We start from the raw sequence: 14,935 nt of genomic DNA, 5'->3' as shown, positions 1-14,935 counted from the left end.
GAGTTCGACGTGGCAGGGTTTGAAGTCGGCATTATCGCGACGATCTTCTTCGGCGGCCTCGCTGGCTGGCTTGCCGGCAAGCTGATGGACATGCGCTTCGGCGTCTTCATGAACATCGTGATCGGCATTGTCGGCGCGGCAATCGCAGCGGCGATCTTCCGTCGCCTCGGCATCTTTGTCGAGGGTGACTGGCTCGGATACCTTATCACCAGTTTCGTTGGCGCCAGCCTCCTTCTCTTCATTGCCCGGCTTGTCCGGCGGTAATCTCGATTAGCCGCATCAGCGGCGGGATAGGGTTTTGACCATGGTCACCATTCTCGACAGGACCAATCTTTCGAACGCGGCACCCCTGGCGCCAGCAGACGAAAAGCGTGTGCGCCATCCGGAAAAGGCCCACAAGCCCGACACCGAGGTATTGCGCAAGCCAGAATGGATCCGCGTCAAGGCGCCGACATCCAAGGGCTATCACGAGACCCGCGAGCTCGTGCGCTCCCACAAGTTGGTGACGGTCTGCGAAGAGGCCGGCTGCCCGAATATCGGCGAGTGCTGGGACAAAAAGCACGCGACCTTCATGATCATGGGCGAGATCTGTACCCGCGCCTGCGCCTTCTGCAATGTCGCGACCGGCAAGCCCAACCCGCTCGATCTTGACGAGCCCGCCAATGTGGCCAAAGCCGTCCGCCAGATGGGTCTGCAGCACGTTGTCATCACCTCCGTCGACCGTGACGACTTGGCTGATGGCGGCGCCGAACATTTCGAGAAGGTGATCTGGGCGATCCGCGAAGCATCGCCCGAGACGACGATCGAGATCCTTACCCCTGACTTCCTCAAGAAGCCCGGTGCCCTTGAGCGAGTCGTCGCGGCCAAGCCCGACGTCTTCAACCACAACATGGAAACCGTGCCGGGCAACTACCTGACGGTCCGTCCCGGCGCCCGCTATTTCCATTCCGTTCGCCTGCTTCAGCGGGTGAAGGAACTCGACCCGACCATGTTCACCAAGTCCGGAATCATGGTCGGCCTCGGCGAAGAGCGCAACGAAGTGCTGCAGTTGATGGACGACCTGCGTTCTGCCGACGTCGACTTCCTGACCATCGGCCAGTACCTCCAGCCGACCCGCAAGCACCACAAGGTCGAGCGCTTCGTCACGCCAGAAGAGTTCAAGTCCTACGAGGACATCGCCTACACCAAGGGCTTCCTGATGGTGTCCTCGAGCCCGCTGACCCGCTCGTCGCACCATGCCGGCGATGACTTTGCCCGGCTGAAGGCGGCGCGGGAGAAGCTGCAATTGGTTCGGGCCTAGGCTGCCTCTGTCGGTTTGGGTGAAATCATGATACGAGATTTCAAAGACAAACTGACGGAGCAGCTTTTCAGAACATCGAACGTCCGAGGATTTCCGCCAGACGTAACCGAGCGTGCCCGGCGAAAGCTGATGGCGATCCACGCAGCTCATGTCGTTTCGGATTTGCGCGTGCACCGAGCAATCGGCTTGAAGCGCTCAAGGGAAATCGCGAGGAACAGCATTCGATCCGCATCAATGATCAGTGGCGGATCTGCTTCCGATGGGCCAACGGGGACGCGTTTGATGTCGAAGTGTGCGACTATCACTGAGGTGCGCAATGCTGCATGTGACTGAAGAACCAATCCATCCCGGTTGCGTGTTGTTTGACGACTTCATCGCTGACTTCGGCCTGACATTTTACCAGGTTGCCGCTGACACCGGTATCGAAAGGGCTGCGCTCGAGGGCCTGCAAAATGGCCATGGTGCGATAACGGCCGAAATTGCTCTGCGGCTGGCCCGCTATTTTTCGACCACACCGGAGTTCTGGCTCAATCTTCAGCGCACCTACGACCTCGCCCTGGCCAGCAAAACAGCGACCGGGATCGACCAGATCAGGCCTGTTGCGGCAGCTTGACGGACTGCTCCAAATGCGTGAACTGGAGCCGTTTAGTGCTGCTGCACAAGCCCTGCGCCAAGCCCGCCGCATCTGCGTGATTGGATCGTCTGGCAGCGGAAAAAGCACTCTGTCGCAGAAGCTCGCGAGCGCTCTGGGCCTGAGCTATGTATCCCTGGACAGGGATGTGCGCTGGCTGCCCGGTTGGCAGGAGCGTAGCAGGGAGGAGCAGCGTGAGCGACTGGGCGCCTTTGTCAACGGCGACGGCTGGGTCATCGACGGCAGTGGTTCGTCATCATTCGATATCAGGCTGCCGCGCACAGATCTCATCCTTTGGTTGCGAATTCCCCGATGGAGATGTCTGCTGGGCGTTGCAAAGAGGGTTTGTCGTTTCAGGGGTACGGTACGGCCGGATATGGCGGAAGGCTGCCCCGAGCCCTTGCCCGATCGCGATTTCCTCTCTTACATCTGGAATTTTGAGCGTCGCTATGCCCCGCGGATCATCCAGGAAATCGAGCGTCACGGACCGAACGTGCCGGTCGTGACCCTGAAATCCCATGGCGAAATGGCGCACCTGCTTGATCTTGCGGGGCTTCCTCATTAAGTCGCTGGCATGCCACAGTTTGAAACCCGCCGCCTCGTCAAGCACTCGCCCGAACGTATGTATGCCCTCGTCGCCGACGTCGAGCGCTATCCGGAATTTTTGCCGCTCTGCGAAGCGCTAACCATTCGCTCGCGCCGCGAACGCGACGGGAAGGAATTGCTGCTCGCCGACATGACCGTGGGCTACAAGGCGATCCGCGAGACCTTCACGACGCAGGTTTTGCTGACGGCCGCCGAGCGCGCCATCGATGTCAAATACATCGAAGGTCCATTTCGGTATCTCGACAATCGCTGGCGCTTCGAAGACGCAGGCGAGGGCACCTGCTCGGTTCATTTCTACATCGACTACGAATTCAAGAACCGCATCCTCGGGGCTCTGATGGGCTCAATGTTCGACCGTGCCTTCCGCATGTTTTCGGAAGCCTTCGAGGAGCGTGCCGACAAGATTTACGCTGGCAGCTGAGCCGCGCGCGCCAGCATGTCGAGTGCTGTTCTGACAGTGGCGAGCCGCACTTGATCGCGGCCGATATCACTATAGCGCATTTCCCTGTGCTCGACTTCCCCGCTGCGGCTTCTCAGCGCGAGATGCACCAGCCCGACCGGCTTGCCAGCCGATCCGCCACCTGGCCCGGCAATGCCTGTCACAGCGACCGCCACCTTGGCATCAGAACGCATGAGCGCTCCATGCGCCATCTGCAATGCGGTCTCCTTCGAGACGGCTCCGAAAGCTTCAAGCGTTGCGCTCGAAACGCCGATCAATTCCATCTTCGCTTGGTTCGTATAGGTGACGAAACCGCGATCAACGACCGCCGACGAACCGGCAATCTCTGTCAGCGCACCGGCGATCAGGCCACCGGTGCAGGATTCGGCCGTCGCAATCATCCAGCCGAGATCCCGATAGGCCGCGATGATCGCTGCGGCCTGCTGCTCGATATCTCCCGGATAGAGCCCCATCAGTCCGTTCCCCGAAAGACGACGGTTGCCGTGGCGATGGCGGCGATGCCTTCACCACGACCGATGAAGCCGATCTTCTCGTTGGTCGTCGCTTTCACCGAGCAGCGATCGAGCGAGATGTCGAGGATCTCGGCGAGCTTCTCGCGCATGGCTTGACGATGCGGCCCAATCTTAGGTTCTTCGGCAATTAGCGAAATATCCGCATTCATGATCGTGCCGCCGGCACCGCGCACGACCCGCGCTGCGTGTTCGAGAAAGATACGCGACGGCGCGCCCTTCCACTGCATGTCCGACGGCGGAAAATGATCGCCGATATCGCCGGCGCCGCAGGTGGCGAGCAATGCGTCTGTCAGGGCATGCAGCGCGACATCGGCATCGGAATGGCCTTTCAGCTTCTGATCATGCGGAATGAAGATGCCGCAGAGCGTGACGCCATCGCCGGGCTCGAGCTGGTGCACGTCATAGCCGTTTCCAGTGCGAACGTCGGGGAGGGCGCTAGCCTTCAGTTTTTCGTCGGCCATGGCGATATCTCTCTTTACGGTCAGTTTGACATTGTCGATTGATCCCTCAACCAACTGGACGGGGATGCCAGCCCATTCCGCGATCGAGGCGTCGTCCGTGAAGTCTGCGGCTTGCTCGGTCGCGGCGCGCTCGTGGGCGGCGAGAATGGTTGCGTAGTGAAAGCTCTGCGGTGTCTGCGCCGCGTAAAGATCCTTGCGCGGCACCGTGCCGGTGATGAGGCCTGCGGCGTCGCCGCGCTTGATTGTGTCCGACACCGGGATGGCGGGCAACACGGCCGGTTTTCCCGCATCGAGTTCGGCGGCGATCCGGTCGAGAAGAGCCTCGTTGACAAAGGGACGCACACCGTCCTGGATCATCACGTGTCTAATGCCCCGCTCGTGCAACGCCTGCAACCCGTTGAGCACTGAAGCCTGGCGGGTGGCGCCGCCCTCGACCACCATCAAAGTATCCCGGGGAGACAGGTCGACAATGGCAGCTTCCAGCAGTCCATGATCTTCCGGGTGAATGACGAGGACGATGGGGCCACATTTGGGCCAGTCGAGAAAGCGTTTCAGCGTATGCCAGATGACGGGCTTGCCGCCAATGCGCCTGTATTGCTTCGGCCCTTCGACGGAGGCTCCGGCGCGTTCGCCACGGCCGGCGGCAACCACGACAACACCGATTGTATCGCTCAGCTCTTGCTCCATCGTCCCGCCTGGTCCATGACACATTTCCTTCGCAACCGTGCTCTATCGGCTCGCTATCGGCTTTTCCAGCATTTGCACGAATTTTTGTCGAACGGTGAGCTTTGCCTCTTGGCAAGCCGGACAACGCTGGCTAAAAATAGTGCAAATTCGCCCTTTGCCTGAAAGATAATCATTTGATTTCCGTCGCGTTGGACACGCCCTTCAGCATTGGCCCGGTTCCTGTTCGGAACCGTGTTGTGCTTGCGCCGATGTCTGGCGTCACGGATCTGCCGTTCCGCCAGCTCGCCTTCCGCTTTGGCGCAGGCCTCGTGGTCACTGAAATGGTGGCGAGCCGCGAACTGGTCTTCAACGCAGCCGAAAGCTGGTCACGGCTGAAGGGGGCAGGTCTCACCCCGCATATGGTGCAGCTGGCCGGGCGCGAAGCAAAATGGCTGGCCGAAGCGGCGGTGATTGCTGAGGCCAATGGCGCCGATATCATTGATATCAACATGGGCTGCCCGGCCAAAAAGGTGATCGGTGGTTATGCCGGTTCCGCCCTGATGCGCGAACCGGATCACGCCTTGTCTCTGATCGAGGCAACAGTCAAGTCGGTAAAGATCCCGGTGACAGTCAAGATGCGCCTCGGTTGGGACGACACCTCGATCAATGCGCCCGACATTGCTGCCCGCGCCGAAGCCGCCGGTGTGCAGCTGATTACCGTGCATGGCCGCACTCGAATGCAGTTTTACGAGGGTAAGGCGAATTGGGACGCGATCGCCGCCGTTCGCGACGCCATCCGGATTCCGCTGATCGCCAATGGCGACGTCGATACTGTCGAGGATGCCAACGAGATTCTGCGCCGCTCCGGCGCCGACGCCGTCATGATCGGTCGCGGCTGCCAGGGCCGCCCATGGCATGCCGGCGTTCTCGCAGGTCATGCCGCCCCCGCTGCATCTGAGATATCCGATGTCGTCGTGGACCACTATCGGGCGATGCTGGATCACTATGGTGCCGAAGTCGGCGTGCGCCACGCCCGCAAGCACCTCGGCTGGTATCTCGATCGCCACGCGCCGGATCTCGCACCGGAGGCGAAGGCATCCATCATGACATCGAAAGATCAGGGCTTCGTTGTCGGGGCCTTGCAGCGGGCACTCTCGGAGAACGATGGCGCGCGCGCCAGACAGGAGGCCGCATGACGGCGAATGATAAGAGCGGTGGCCTTGCCATGGCCGTGCTCAACGCCATCCAGAACCCGGTGGTGATGGTGGATGCCAATGGGCACATCGCTTTCGCCAACTGGGAGGCCGAGGCCTTTTTTGGCGCAAGCGCCACGCATCTCGCCCGCTACCGTATTTCGACATTCATCCCTTTCGGCAGTCCGCTGCTGTCGCTGATCGAACAGGTGCGCGAACGCCGCGCGCCGGTCAACGAATACCGCGTCGATTTGAGTTCGCCGCGTCTCGGCCAGGAAAAGCTCGTCGACCTCTATGTGGCACCGGTCCTCAGCCAGCCCGGCAATGTCGTGGTCGTTTTCCAGGAACGGTCGATGGCCGACAAGATCGACCGGCAGCTGACCCATCGCGCAGCGGCCCGATCCGTCACCGGCCTTGCCTCCATGCTGGCGCATGAGATCAAGAACCCGCTCTCCGGCATCCGTGGTGCTGCGCAGCTGCTCGAGACAGCAGTCACAGACGAAGATCGGGCGCTGACCCGCCTGATCTGCGACGAGACGGATCGTATCGTCTCGCTTGTCGATCGCATGGAGGTCTTTTCCGACGAGCGGCCGGTCGATCGTCAGTCGATCAACATCCACTCTGTCCTCGATCAGGTAAAGGCTGTGGCGAAAGCAGGCTTTGCCCGCAACATCAGGATCACCGAGAATTACGACCCTTCGTTGCCGCCGGTCTATGCCAACCGGGACCAGCTGGTGCAGGTCTTTCTGAACCTGGTGAAGAACGCATCCGAGGCCATCGGCGAGCGCTCCGACGGCGAAATCCAGCTCACCACGGCCTATCGACCCGGCATTCGCCTCTCGGTCGCCGGCTCGCGCGAAAAGATCTCCCTGCCGCTCGAATTCTGCGTCCATGACAACGGGCCCGGCGTACCATCAGACCTTCTGCCCCATCTCTTCGATCCCTTCATCACGACGAAGACGAACGGCTCGGGGCTCGGTCTGGCGCTCGTCGCCAAGATCATCGGCGCCCATGGCGGCATCGTCGAGTGTGACAGCCAGGCGAGCCGCACCACCTTCCGGGTCTTGATGCCCATGTCGAAAGAGACGGCGCTCGAAGATGCGCCTCTGCCAAAATCCACGGGAACGAACTGATGACAGCGACGATCCTTGTTGCAGATGACGATGCTGCGATCCGCACGGTCCTGAACCAGGCGCTGAGCCGCGCGGGTTACGACGTCAGGATCACCTCCAACGCGGCGACCCTCTGGCGCTGGATTTCGGCGGGCGAGGGCGACCTCGTCGTCACCGATGTCATCATGCCCGACGAAAACGCCTTCGATCTGTTGCCGCGCATCAAGAAGGCGCGGCCGGATCTGCCGGTGCTGGTCATGAGCGCCCAGAACACCTTCATGACCGCCATCAAGGCGTCCGAGAAGGGCGCCTATGACTACCTGCCGAAACCCTTCGACCTCACCGAACTGATCGCCATCATCGGCCGCGCGCTGTCGGAGCCGAAAAAGCGTCCAGCCCGTCTCGACGACGACATGCAGGATGGCATGCCGCTCGTCGGCCGCTCTGCCGCCATGCAGGAAATCTACCGCGTGCTGGCGCGCCTGATGCAGACGGACCTGACGCTGATGATCACCGGCGAATCCGGTACCGGCAAGGAACTGGTCGCCAAGGCGCTGCACGACTACGGCAAGCGTCGGAATGGTCCTTTCGTTGCCATCAACATGGCGGCCATCCCGCGGGACCTGATCGAATCGGAACTCTTCGGCCACGAGAAAGGTGCCTTCACCGGCGCGCAAAACCGTTCCACCGGCCGGTTCGAACAGGCCGAAGGCGGCACGCTCTTCCTCGATGAAATCGGCGATATGCCGATGGACGCCCAGACCCGTCTGCTTCGCGTGCTGCAGCAGGGCGAATACACGACCGTTGGCGGGCGCACCCCGATACGCACTGATGTCCGTATCGTTGCGGCGACCAACAAGGATCTGAAACAGTCGATCAATCAGGGCCTCTTCCGCGAAGACCTCTATTACCGATTGAATGTCGTGCCGCTGCGCCTGCCGCCGCTTCGCGACCGCGCCGAAGATATCCCCGATCTGGTCCGACACTTCATTCAGCAGGGCGAAAAAGAAGGCCTCGATGCCAAGCGTTTCGACCACGAGGCGCTCGAGGTGATGAAGGCCTATGCCTGGCCCGGCAACGTGCGCGAGCTGGAGAACGTGGTACGCCGCCTGATGGCGCTCTACCCACAGGACGTGATTGCCCGTGAAATCGTCGAGCAGGAACTGCGCGCCGATGTCGCCGACAGCCCGATCTCCAAGGTCGGCATGCCCTCGGGCACGATGACGATCTCCCAGGCCGTCGAAGAAAACATGCGGACCTATTTCGCGTCCTTCGGTGAAGCGCTTCCGCCGTCGGGTCTCTACGACCGGGTCCTGACCGAGATGGAGTATCCGCTGATCCTTGCCGCCCTGACTGCCACCCGAGGCAACCAGATCAAGGCGGCCGATCTGCTCGGCCTGAACCGCAACACGCTGCGCAAGAAGATCCGCGAGCTCGGCGTGTCGGTTTACCGCAGTTCCCGCTCGGCTTGACAAGGCTCAAGCCGCCGTTGCAATTTCGCCACAATGCGTTGCTCAAAAGCCACGTTGCTTCGAGGCCTGACGCGCTCTTGGCGCGAGGCAGGTTCGTCGGAGCTTTGAAGCATAGAGATTTGCCGCGATCGAGAGGTCGCCGCATCAACGAGATCCGGTTTCGCGGATCCGGGGGAAAATGATGGCACGCGTGAGGACTGCCTCCGCAGCAGACGTCGACAGCGCATTGGCGCAGGATCGGCGCGCATCCTTCGCATTGCCGGGCCTTCTCTTGGCTGGCGGCGCGCTCCTGTGTGCATCACTGACGCTGCCGATCTTGCTGGGCCTTACGGCAATCGAGCCGACCTCGGAGGTCCTCATTGCGTCTGCGGTCATCAATTCGTTGTTCATCGTCGGATTGATGTTCCTGATCGGCCGCGAGGTTATGCGTCTCTTCAAGGCGCGCAACCGAGGGCGTGCCGCCGCGCGACTGCATGTGCGAATCGTCGCCTTGTTTTCCATCATCGCGATCACGCCGGCGATCCTGGTGGCGATTTTCGCGTCGATCACGCTCAATGTCGGCCTCGACCGTTGGTTCTCGATCAGAACGCAGTCGATCGTCTCCTCGTCGATGAACGTCGCCCAGGCCTACATGCTGGAAAGCGCAAGCTATCTGCAGGGCCAGACGATCTCGATGGCCAACGACCTGGAACGCAATCGCGCCCTCTTCTATCTCGACCGCCAGGGCTTTGTTGACTTGATGACGCGTCAGGCCCGGGGCCGCGGCATGCTGGGCGCCTTTCTGGTGCGCGAGGACGGATCGGCGATCACACAGGCCGATATCGATACGGACAAGCCGCTTCCAGCGATTCCGCGCGATGCCCTTGGCAGCGCCGCTTCCGGCCAGCCGACGCTGATCCCACCCGGCGTGACCAACCTCGTCGGCGCCATCATCAAGCTGGAGAGCATTTCCGGCACATTCCTCTACACCATACGCGCCGTCGATCCGAAGGTCATGCAAGCCATGCGCCTGATGGAGGAGAACACCGCCGAATACCAGTCGATGGAAGATGGCCGAACGACGCTGCAGATCGCCTTCGCCATTCTCTATCTCGGCTTCGCGTTGATCGTTCTGCTCGCGGCCATCTGGACGGCGATTGCGGTTGCCGACCGGATCGTCAGACCGATCCGGCTGTTGATCGGCGCGGCTGACAGCATCGCCTCGGGCAACCTCAGCGTCATCGTGCCGGTTCGCGCCGCCGATGGCGATGTCGGCAGCCTCTCGCGGACCTTCAACAAGATGGTCTCGCAAATCCGATCGCAGCGTGACGAGATCCTCGAGGCCAAGGATGAGGTCGATGACCGTCGCCGCTTCATCGAGGCCGTATTGTCCGGTGTCACGGCTGCCGTCATCGGCGTCGAAGACGACGGCATCATCACAATCGTCAATCCATCGGCCGAGTATTTCCTGGCGCTGCCCTCCGAGCAGCTGATCGGGCAGAAACTTGCTCTGGTGGCTCCGGAAGTGGATCGTGTGCTCGCAGAGGCCGCCGTCCGTCATCGCGGTGGCTATCGCGAGCAGATCAACATGATCCGAGGTGGCAAGGAGCGGACGCTCAACGTGCAGGTCACCCGCGAGGAGACACGAGGCTCGGTCGATTCCTATGTCATCACCCTCGACGAGATAACCGATCTGGTCGTGGCCCAACGTTCAACGGCCTGGGCCGACGTTGCACGGCGCATCGCACACGAAATCAAGAACCCGCTGACGCCGATCCAGCTGTCGGCCGAACGCCTCAAGCGTCGGTTTGGCAAGCAGATTGCCGAGGACGACAAGGCCGTCTTCAACCAGTGCACCGATACCATCGTCCGTCAGGTCGAGGACATCGGCCGGATGGTCGACGAGTTCTCGGCCTTTGCCCGCATGCCGAAACCGACCAAGCAACGCTCCGACCTCCGCGAGATCCTGACGGACGCCGTCTTTCTCCGCGAAATCGGCAGTGCTGAAATCGAGTTCCAGCGGGACTTTGGCACCGAGCCGCTCGAAGGAAACTTCGATGCACGCATGCTGGCGCAGGCGGTCGGAAACATTGTCAAGAACGCCGTCGAAGCGATCGAAGCCGTGCCGAAGGACGAACTTGGCGAGGGCGGCAAGATTCTGGTTCGGTCGGCCTTCGACGGTGACCAGGACCGGTTCATTGTCGATGTCATCGACAATGGCCGCGGGCTGCCGAGCGAGAACCGCCATCGGATTCTCGAGCCCTACATGACGATGCGCGAGAAGGGCACCGGCCTTGGACTCGCGATAGTGAAGAAGATCATTGAAGAGCATGGTGGGCAGCTTGAACTGCACGACGCGCCGGCCGATTTCGACCGGGGCAGGGGCGCGATGATCCGCATCATCCTGCCGCGAGCAGACGCTACCGCCATCGAGACTGAAAGCGACAAGGAAAAGGTCCATGGCCTCTGATATTCTCGTAGTCGACGACGAAGAAGACATTCGCGAGATCGTCTCCGGCATCCTGAGCGACGAAGGGCATGAGACCCGGACGGCGCACGACGCCGACAGCGCTCTGGCCGCTATTTCGGATCGTGTGCCGCGGCTGGTCTTCCTCGACATCTGGATGCAGGGTAGCCGGCTCGACGGCCTGTCGCTGCTCGACGAGATCAAGCTGCGCCATCCCGACTTGCCTGTGGTGATGATCTCGGGGCACGGCAATGTCGAGACAGCAGTCTCGGCGATCAAGCGGGGCGCCTTCGACTTCATCGAGAAGCCCTTCAAGGCGGATCGGCTGATCCTGATTGCCGAGCGCGCGCTGGAGAATTCCAAGCTGAAACGCGAGGTCTCCGAATTGAAGCGCCGCACGGGTGACGCGATTGAACTCATCGGCACCTCGGTCGCCGTCTCGCAATTGCGCCAGACGATAGAAAAGATTGCGCCGACCAACAGCCGCATCATGATCTTCGGCCCCTCCGGTTCGGGCAAGGAACTCGTCGCACGCATGATCCACAAACGATCGGCCCGCTCAGGCGGACCGTTCGTCTCGCTGAACGCGGCAGCGATCACGCCTGATCGCATGGAAATGGCATTGTTCGGCACCGAGGGCACACCTGGCCAACCGCGCCGGATCGGTGCGCTCGAAGAGGCCCATCGCGGTATTCTCTATCTTGATGAAATCGGCGAAATGCCGCGCGAGACGCAGAACAAGATCCTACGCGTGCTCGTCGAACAGCAGTTCGAGCGTATCGGCGGGTCCAAGCGCGTCAAGGTCGATGTGCGCATCATCTCGTCGAGCGCCTACAATCTGGAAAGCCTGATCGCCGAAGGCCGTTTCCGCGAAGACCTGTTTCATCGCCTGGCCGTGGTCCCGGTCAAGGTACCGGCACTTGCCGAGCGCCGCGAGGATATCCCGTTCCTGGTCGACATGTTCATGCGTCAGGTTTCCGAACAGGCCGGCATCCGCCAGCGCAAGATCGGCGACGACGCGATGGCGGTTCTGCAGGCGAACGACTGGCCGGGCAACATCCGTCAACTGCGCAACAACATCGAACGATTGATGATCCTGGCTCAGGGCGACAGCCCTGATTCGCCGATCAGCGCCGAAATGCTGCCGCAGGATCTCTCGGACATGCTGCCGAAGGTGTCCGCTCGCAACGACACGCACATCATGACGCTGCCGCTGCGCGAAGCGCGCGAGATGTTCGAACGCGACTATCTGATTGCCCAGATCAACCGCTTCGGTGGCAATATTTCGCGGACCGCGGAATTCGTCGGCATGGAACGCTCGGCCCTCCATCGCAAACTGAAATCGCTTGGCGTATAAGCGGGCGAAACGAATCCGGTAGACGCGAACCTGGGGCAGGAAGCTTGCCATGAAAGTCATCATCTGCGGCGCGGGCCAGGTCGGTTACGGTATCGCCGAACGCCTCTCCCAGGAGGGCAACGATGTCTCGGTGATCGACACCTCGGCGTCGCTCGTCTCGCACATCACCGAGACCCTCGATGTCAGCGGCTATGTCGGTCACGGCGCCCATCCGGACGTGCTGGCGCGCGCCGGCGCAGACCAGGCGGAAATGCTGATCGCCGTCACGCTTTATGACGAGATCAACATGACAGCCTGCCAGGTTGCGCATTCCCTGTTCAACGTGCCGACCAAGATTGCCCGTATCCGCTCGCAAAACTATCTGCGTCCCGAATATTCGGATCTGTTCAGTCGCGATAATCTGCCGATCGACGTCACGATCTCGCCCGAGATCGAAGTCGGCAAGATGGTGTTGCGCCGGATTTCCTTCCCCGGCGCCACCGATATCGTCCGTTTCGCCGACGACCATATTGCGATGCTTGCCATCGAGTGCATGGAAGATTGCCCGGTGGTGGATACGCCGCTCAATCAGTTGAGCGAACTCTTCCCCGATCTGATGGCCACCGTCTGCGCCATCTGGCGCAACGGTCGCCTGCACGTCGTTCGCTCGCAGGACCACCTGCAGGTCGGCGACCTGGCCTATGTCATCTGCCAGCGGGACCACGCCCGTCGAACCCTTGGCCTTTTCGGTCATGAAGAACAGGAGGCCGCCCGTATCGTCATCGCCGGCGGCGGTAACATCGGCTACTACGTCGCCAAGTCTATTGAGCAGATGCAGCCCAAAACGCGTCTGAAGATCATCGAGAACGACCGCGAGCGCGCGCTGTCCGTATCCGATCAGCTGCAGGACGGCATCGTGCTGCATGGCTCGGCGCTCGATCAGAACATCCTCCAGCAGGCCGACATCCAGGACGCCGACCTGATGGTGACGCTCACCAACAATGATCAGACCAACATCCTGAGTGCTGCCATGGCCAAGCGCCTGGGCTGCAAGTCGGGTATGGCGCTGATCAACAGCCCGTCCTTCCACGATCTGGCGACGTCGATTGGCATTGATGCTCATATCAACCCGCGTGCCGTGACGATTTCTCGCGTACTCCAGCATGTGCGCAAGGGCCGTATCCGCGCCGTCTATGCGGTGCAGAAGGGCAAGGCCGAAGTCATTGAGGCCGAGGCGCTTGAGACCTCGCCGCTCGTCGGCAAGCCCTTCCGTGAACTCGAGCTTCCGCCCGGTCTGCGCGTGGGCGCAATCCTGCGCGACAAGACGGTGATCCGCCCGAATGGTGAAACCAAGATCAAGGCCAAGGATCGCGTCGTCATGTTCGCCGCTGCCGACGCCGTACGCCACGTCGAGCAACTCTTCCGCGTTTCGATCCAGTATTTCTGAAGGTCCCAACCCCATGCCACGCATCGCCTATGTCAATGGCCGTTACCTGCCTCATGCCGACGCGGCGGTGCATATCGAGGATCGCGGCTACCAATTCGCCGATGGGGTCTACGAGGTCTGCGAAATCCGCCATGGTGTGATCGTCGATCTCACCCGACATCTTGATCGCCTTGATCGTTCGTTGTCCGAACTCCAGATGAAGTCCCCGATGAGCCGCGCGGCCCTGACCCAGGTCATCCGTGAAGTGGCACGCCGCAATCGTGTGAAGAATGGTCTCTTCTATCTCCAGGTGACGCGCGGTGTGGCCCGGCGCGACCACGTCTATCCCTCAGCCGACACGCCGCCGAGCCTGGTGATCACAGCCAAGATCACCGATCCCTCTGTGATCGCGAAGAAGAATGAGACGGGTCTGAAGGCGATCACTCTGCCGGACAACCGTTGGGACCGCGTCGACATCAAGACAGTCGGCCTTTTGCCCAATGCCATGGCCCGTCAGGCGGCCAAGGAGAAGGGTGCGCAGGAAGCGATCTATGTCGATTCGCGCGGCATGGTGACGGAAGGGGCGGCGACCAATGTCTGGATCGTCGATAAGGATGGGGTGCTCGTCACCCGTCCCGCCGAACACGGCATCCTGCGCGGCATCACGCGCACAGGCCTGATGGACGTAACGGACAGGTTGGGGATCAACGTGCAGGAGCGAGAGTTTTCCCGCGAGGAAATGCTCAATGCGCGCGAGGTCTTCATCACCGCCGCCACCAGCATCTGTTTTCCGATCGTCGAAATCGACGGCCAGCCGATCGGAAACGGCCATCCCGGCGCCATGGCCGAGCGCATCCGTTCGACCTTTTTCGACGTTGCGGAGAAGACGGTGATTTGATACCACGTTTTTTCGGCGAAGGGACGAGGGGCATTTTCCCGACGCTGATCAGTTAACAAACAATAATCACACCGGTCGACAAAGGACCGGCAAGAAAGAAAGAAGCGGCGCCATGGCGGAACGTTCTCAGAACCTGCAGGATCTCTTCCTCAACACCGTACGAAAGCAGAAGATTTCGCTGACGATCTTCTTGATCAACGGCGTGAAGCTGACCGGTGTTGTGACATCCTTTGACAATTTCTGTGTTCTCCTGCGACGCGACGGCCATTCCCAGCTGGTCTACAAGCACGCCATCTCGACCATCATGCCCGGCCAGCCGATGACGATGTTCGAGAACGACGAAGCCTCTTCCGGACAGGACTGAGATCATCACAAGCCGAGATACAAAGAACGAATCGATCATCCCGGAGGACGAA

The 14,935-nt window shown here is 61.0% G+C and carries 15 protein-coding genes and 1 pseudogene; 14 read left to right on the top strand and 2 right to left on the bottom strand.

Going from position 1 to position 14,935, the window contains the following annotated elements; genetic code table 11:
- Positions 1-9 precede the first annotated feature (9 nt).
- The 6 genes and pseudogenes from BSY240_RS03390 (at position 10) to BSY240_RS03370 (ending at position 2,958) form a co-directional block, all read left to right on the top strand.
- Positions 10-264 carry a GlsB/YeaQ/YmgE family stress response membrane protein gene (locus tag BSY240_RS03390; protein WP_054148070.1) on the top strand — a complete coding sequence of 85 codons (255 nt, stop codon included), beginning with the start codon at positions 10-12 and terminating at the stop codon, positions 262-264.
- Between the two features lie 40 nt (positions 265-304).
- The gene (gene lipA, locus BSY240_RS03385) at positions 305-1,300 is read left to right on the top strand and encodes a lipoyl synthase (protein WP_054148071.1); all 996 of its coding nucleotides are present in this window, start codon (positions 305-307) and stop codon (positions 1,298-1,300) included.
- Positions 1,301-1,327: 27 nt separating this feature from the next.
- A pseudogene (locus tag BSY240_RS23600) lies at positions 1,328-1,608 on the top strand (type II toxin-antitoxin system RelE/ParE family toxin).
- An 8-nt stretch (positions 1,609-1,616) separates the two neighbouring features.
- A complete protein-coding gene (locus tag BSY240_RS03380; RefSeq protein ID WP_069041418.1) occupies positions 1,617-1,913 on the top strand; it encodes a HigA family addiction module antitoxin in 297 nt (98 codons plus the stop codon).
- A gap of 13 nt (positions 1,914-1,926) precedes the next feature.
- The gene (locus BSY240_RS03375; protein ID WP_069043812.1) at positions 1,927-2,496 is read left to right on the top strand and encodes an AAA family ATPase; all 570 of its coding nucleotides are present in this window, start codon (positions 1,927-1,929) and stop codon (positions 2,494-2,496) included.
- A gap of 9 nt (positions 2,497-2,505) precedes the next feature.
- Positions 2,506-2,958 carry a type II toxin-antitoxin system RatA family toxin gene (locus BSY240_RS03370; protein ID WP_054148073.1) on the top strand — a complete coding sequence of 151 codons (453 nt, stop codon included), beginning with the start codon at positions 2,506-2,508 and terminating at the stop codon, positions 2,956-2,958.
- Here BSY240_RS03370 and BSY240_RS03365 read toward each other — a convergent pair.
- Together BSY240_RS03365 and BSY240_RS03360 are read right to left on the bottom strand one after the other, a co-directional pair.
- Entirely contained in the window at positions 2,943-3,449 is a 507-nt protein-coding gene (locus BSY240_RS03365; RefSeq protein WP_069041417.1) for a CinA family protein, read from the bottom strand. The two genes, BSY240_RS03370 and BSY240_RS03365, sit on opposite strands and share 16 nt — an antisense overlap.
- Positions 3,449-4,657: a bifunctional 2-C-methyl-D-erythritol 4-phosphate cytidylyltransferase/2-C-methyl-D-erythritol 2,4-cyclodiphosphate synthase gene (locus BSY240_RS03360; RefSeq protein ID WP_150127391.1), complete on the bottom strand. Its 1,209-nt coding sequence runs from the start codon at positions 4,655-4,657 to the stop codon at positions 3,449-3,451. Before BSY240_RS03360 ends, BSY240_RS03365 begins: the two co-directional genes overlap by 1 nt.
- Positions 4,658-4,830: 173 nt before the next feature.
- Here BSY240_RS03360 and dusB point away from each other — a divergent pair, with 173 nt between their 5' ends.
- The 8 genes from dusB (at position 4,831) to hfq (ending at position 14,883) form a co-directional block, all read left to right on the top strand.
- Positions 4,831-5,832 (top strand): tRNA dihydrouridine synthase DusB, encoded by a 1,002-nt coding sequence (gene dusB / locus BSY240_RS03355; RefSeq protein WP_069041415.1) that lies wholly within the window; start codon positions 4,831-4,833, stop codon positions 5,830-5,832.
- On the top strand, positions 5,829-6,962 hold the full coding sequence (locus tag BSY240_RS03350) for a two-component system sensor histidine kinase NtrB (protein ID WP_006728392.1): 1,134 nt from the start codon (positions 5,829-5,831) through the stop codon (positions 6,960-6,962). Before dusB ends, BSY240_RS03350 begins: the two co-directional genes overlap by 4 nt.
- Positions 6,962-8,413 carry a nitrogen regulation protein NR(I) gene (gene ntrC / locus BSY240_RS03345; protein ID WP_054148077.1) on the top strand — a complete coding sequence of 484 codons (1,452 nt, stop codon included), beginning with the start codon at positions 6,962-6,964 and terminating at the stop codon, positions 8,411-8,413. Before BSY240_RS03350 ends, ntrC begins: the two co-directional genes overlap by 1 nt.
- Before the next feature lie 181 nt (positions 8,414-8,594).
- Entirely contained in the window at positions 8,595-10,862 is a 2,268-nt protein-coding gene (locus BSY240_RS03340) for a sensor histidine kinase NtrY-like (protein WP_150127390.1), read from the top strand.
- Positions 10,852-12,216 carry a nitrogen assimilation response regulator NtrX gene (gene ntrX, locus BSY240_RS03335; RefSeq protein ID WP_054148079.1) on the top strand — a complete coding sequence of 455 codons (1,365 nt, stop codon included), beginning with the start codon at positions 10,852-10,854 and terminating at the stop codon, positions 12,214-12,216. Before BSY240_RS03340 ends, ntrX begins: the two co-directional genes overlap by 11 nt.
- 49 nt (positions 12,217-12,265) lie before the next feature.
- Entirely contained in the window at positions 12,266-13,642 is a 1,377-nt protein-coding gene (gene trkA, locus BSY240_RS03330) for a Trk system potassium transporter TrkA (RefSeq protein ID WP_054148080.1), read from the top strand.
- 13 nt (positions 13,643-13,655) lie between these two features.
- A complete protein-coding gene (locus BSY240_RS03325; protein ID WP_054148081.1) occupies positions 13,656-14,519 on the top strand; it encodes a D-amino-acid transaminase in 864 nt (287 codons plus the stop codon).
- Between the two features lie 112 nt (positions 14,520-14,631).
- Complete coding sequence (hfq, locus tag BSY240_RS03320) at positions 14,632-14,883, top strand: RNA chaperone Hfq (protein ID WP_006728386.1); 252 nt, start codon at positions 14,632-14,634, stop codon at positions 14,881-14,883.
- Positions 14,884-14,935 lie beyond the last annotated feature (52 nt).

Source organism: Agrobacterium sp. RAC06, assembly GCF_001713475.1.
GTDB lineage: Bacteria > Pseudomonadota > Alphaproteobacteria > Rhizobiales > Rhizobiaceae > Allorhizobium.
The sequence above is the reverse complement of the archived record's forward strand: the minus strand, read 5'-3'. Positions and strand labels throughout refer to the sequence as shown.

What these genes read in the sequence shown, in the direction of transcription:
- lipA (WP_054148071.1), top strand. Translation starts at nt 305, where the DNA reads ATGGTCACCATTCTCGACAGGACCAATCTTTCGAACGCGGCACCCCTG.
- BSY240_RS03380 (WP_069041418.1), top strand. Translation starts at nt 1,617, where the DNA reads ATGCTGCATGTGACTGAAGAACCAATCCATCCCGGTTGCGTGTTGTTT.
- BSY240_RS03375 (WP_069043812.1), top strand. Translation starts at nt 1,927, where the DNA reads ATGCGTGAACTGGAGCCGTTTAGTGCTGCTGCACAAGCCCTGCGCCAA.
- BSY240_RS03370 (WP_054148073.1), top strand. Translation starts at nt 2,506, where the DNA reads ATGCCACAGTTTGAAACCCGCCGCCTCGTCAAGCACTCGCCCGAACGT.
- BSY240_RS03365 (WP_069041417.1), bottom strand. Translation starts at nt 3,449, where the DNA reads ATGGGGCTCTATCCGGGAGATATCGAGCAGCAGGCCGCAGCGATCATC.
- BSY240_RS03360 (WP_150127391.1), bottom strand. Translation starts at nt 4,657, where the DNA reads ATGGAGCAAGAGCTGAGCGATACAATCGGTGTTGTCGTGGTTGCCGCC.
- BSY240_RS03350 (WP_006728392.1), top strand. Translation starts at nt 5,829, where the DNA reads ATGACGGCGAATGATAAGAGCGGTGGCCTTGCCATGGCCGTGCTCAAC.
- ntrC (WP_054148077.1), top strand. Translation starts at nt 6,962, where the DNA reads ATGACAGCGACGATCCTTGTTGCAGATGACGATGCTGCGATCCGCACG.
- BSY240_RS03340 (WP_150127390.1), top strand. Translation starts at nt 8,595, where the DNA reads ATGGCACGCGTGAGGACTGCCTCCGCAGCAGACGTCGACAGCGCATTG.
- ntrX (WP_054148079.1), top strand. Translation starts at nt 10,852, where the DNA reads ATGGCCTCTGATATTCTCGTAGTCGACGACGAAGAAGACATTCGCGAG.
- trkA (WP_054148080.1), top strand. Translation starts at nt 12,266, where the DNA reads ATGAAAGTCATCATCTGCGGCGCGGGCCAGGTCGGTTACGGTATCGCC.
- BSY240_RS03325 (WP_054148081.1), top strand. Translation starts at nt 13,656, where the DNA reads ATGCCACGCATCGCCTATGTCAATGGCCGTTACCTGCCTCATGCCGAC.
- hfq (WP_006728386.1), top strand. Translation starts at nt 14,632, where the DNA reads ATGGCGGAACGTTCTCAGAACCTGCAGGATCTCTTCCTCAACACCGTA.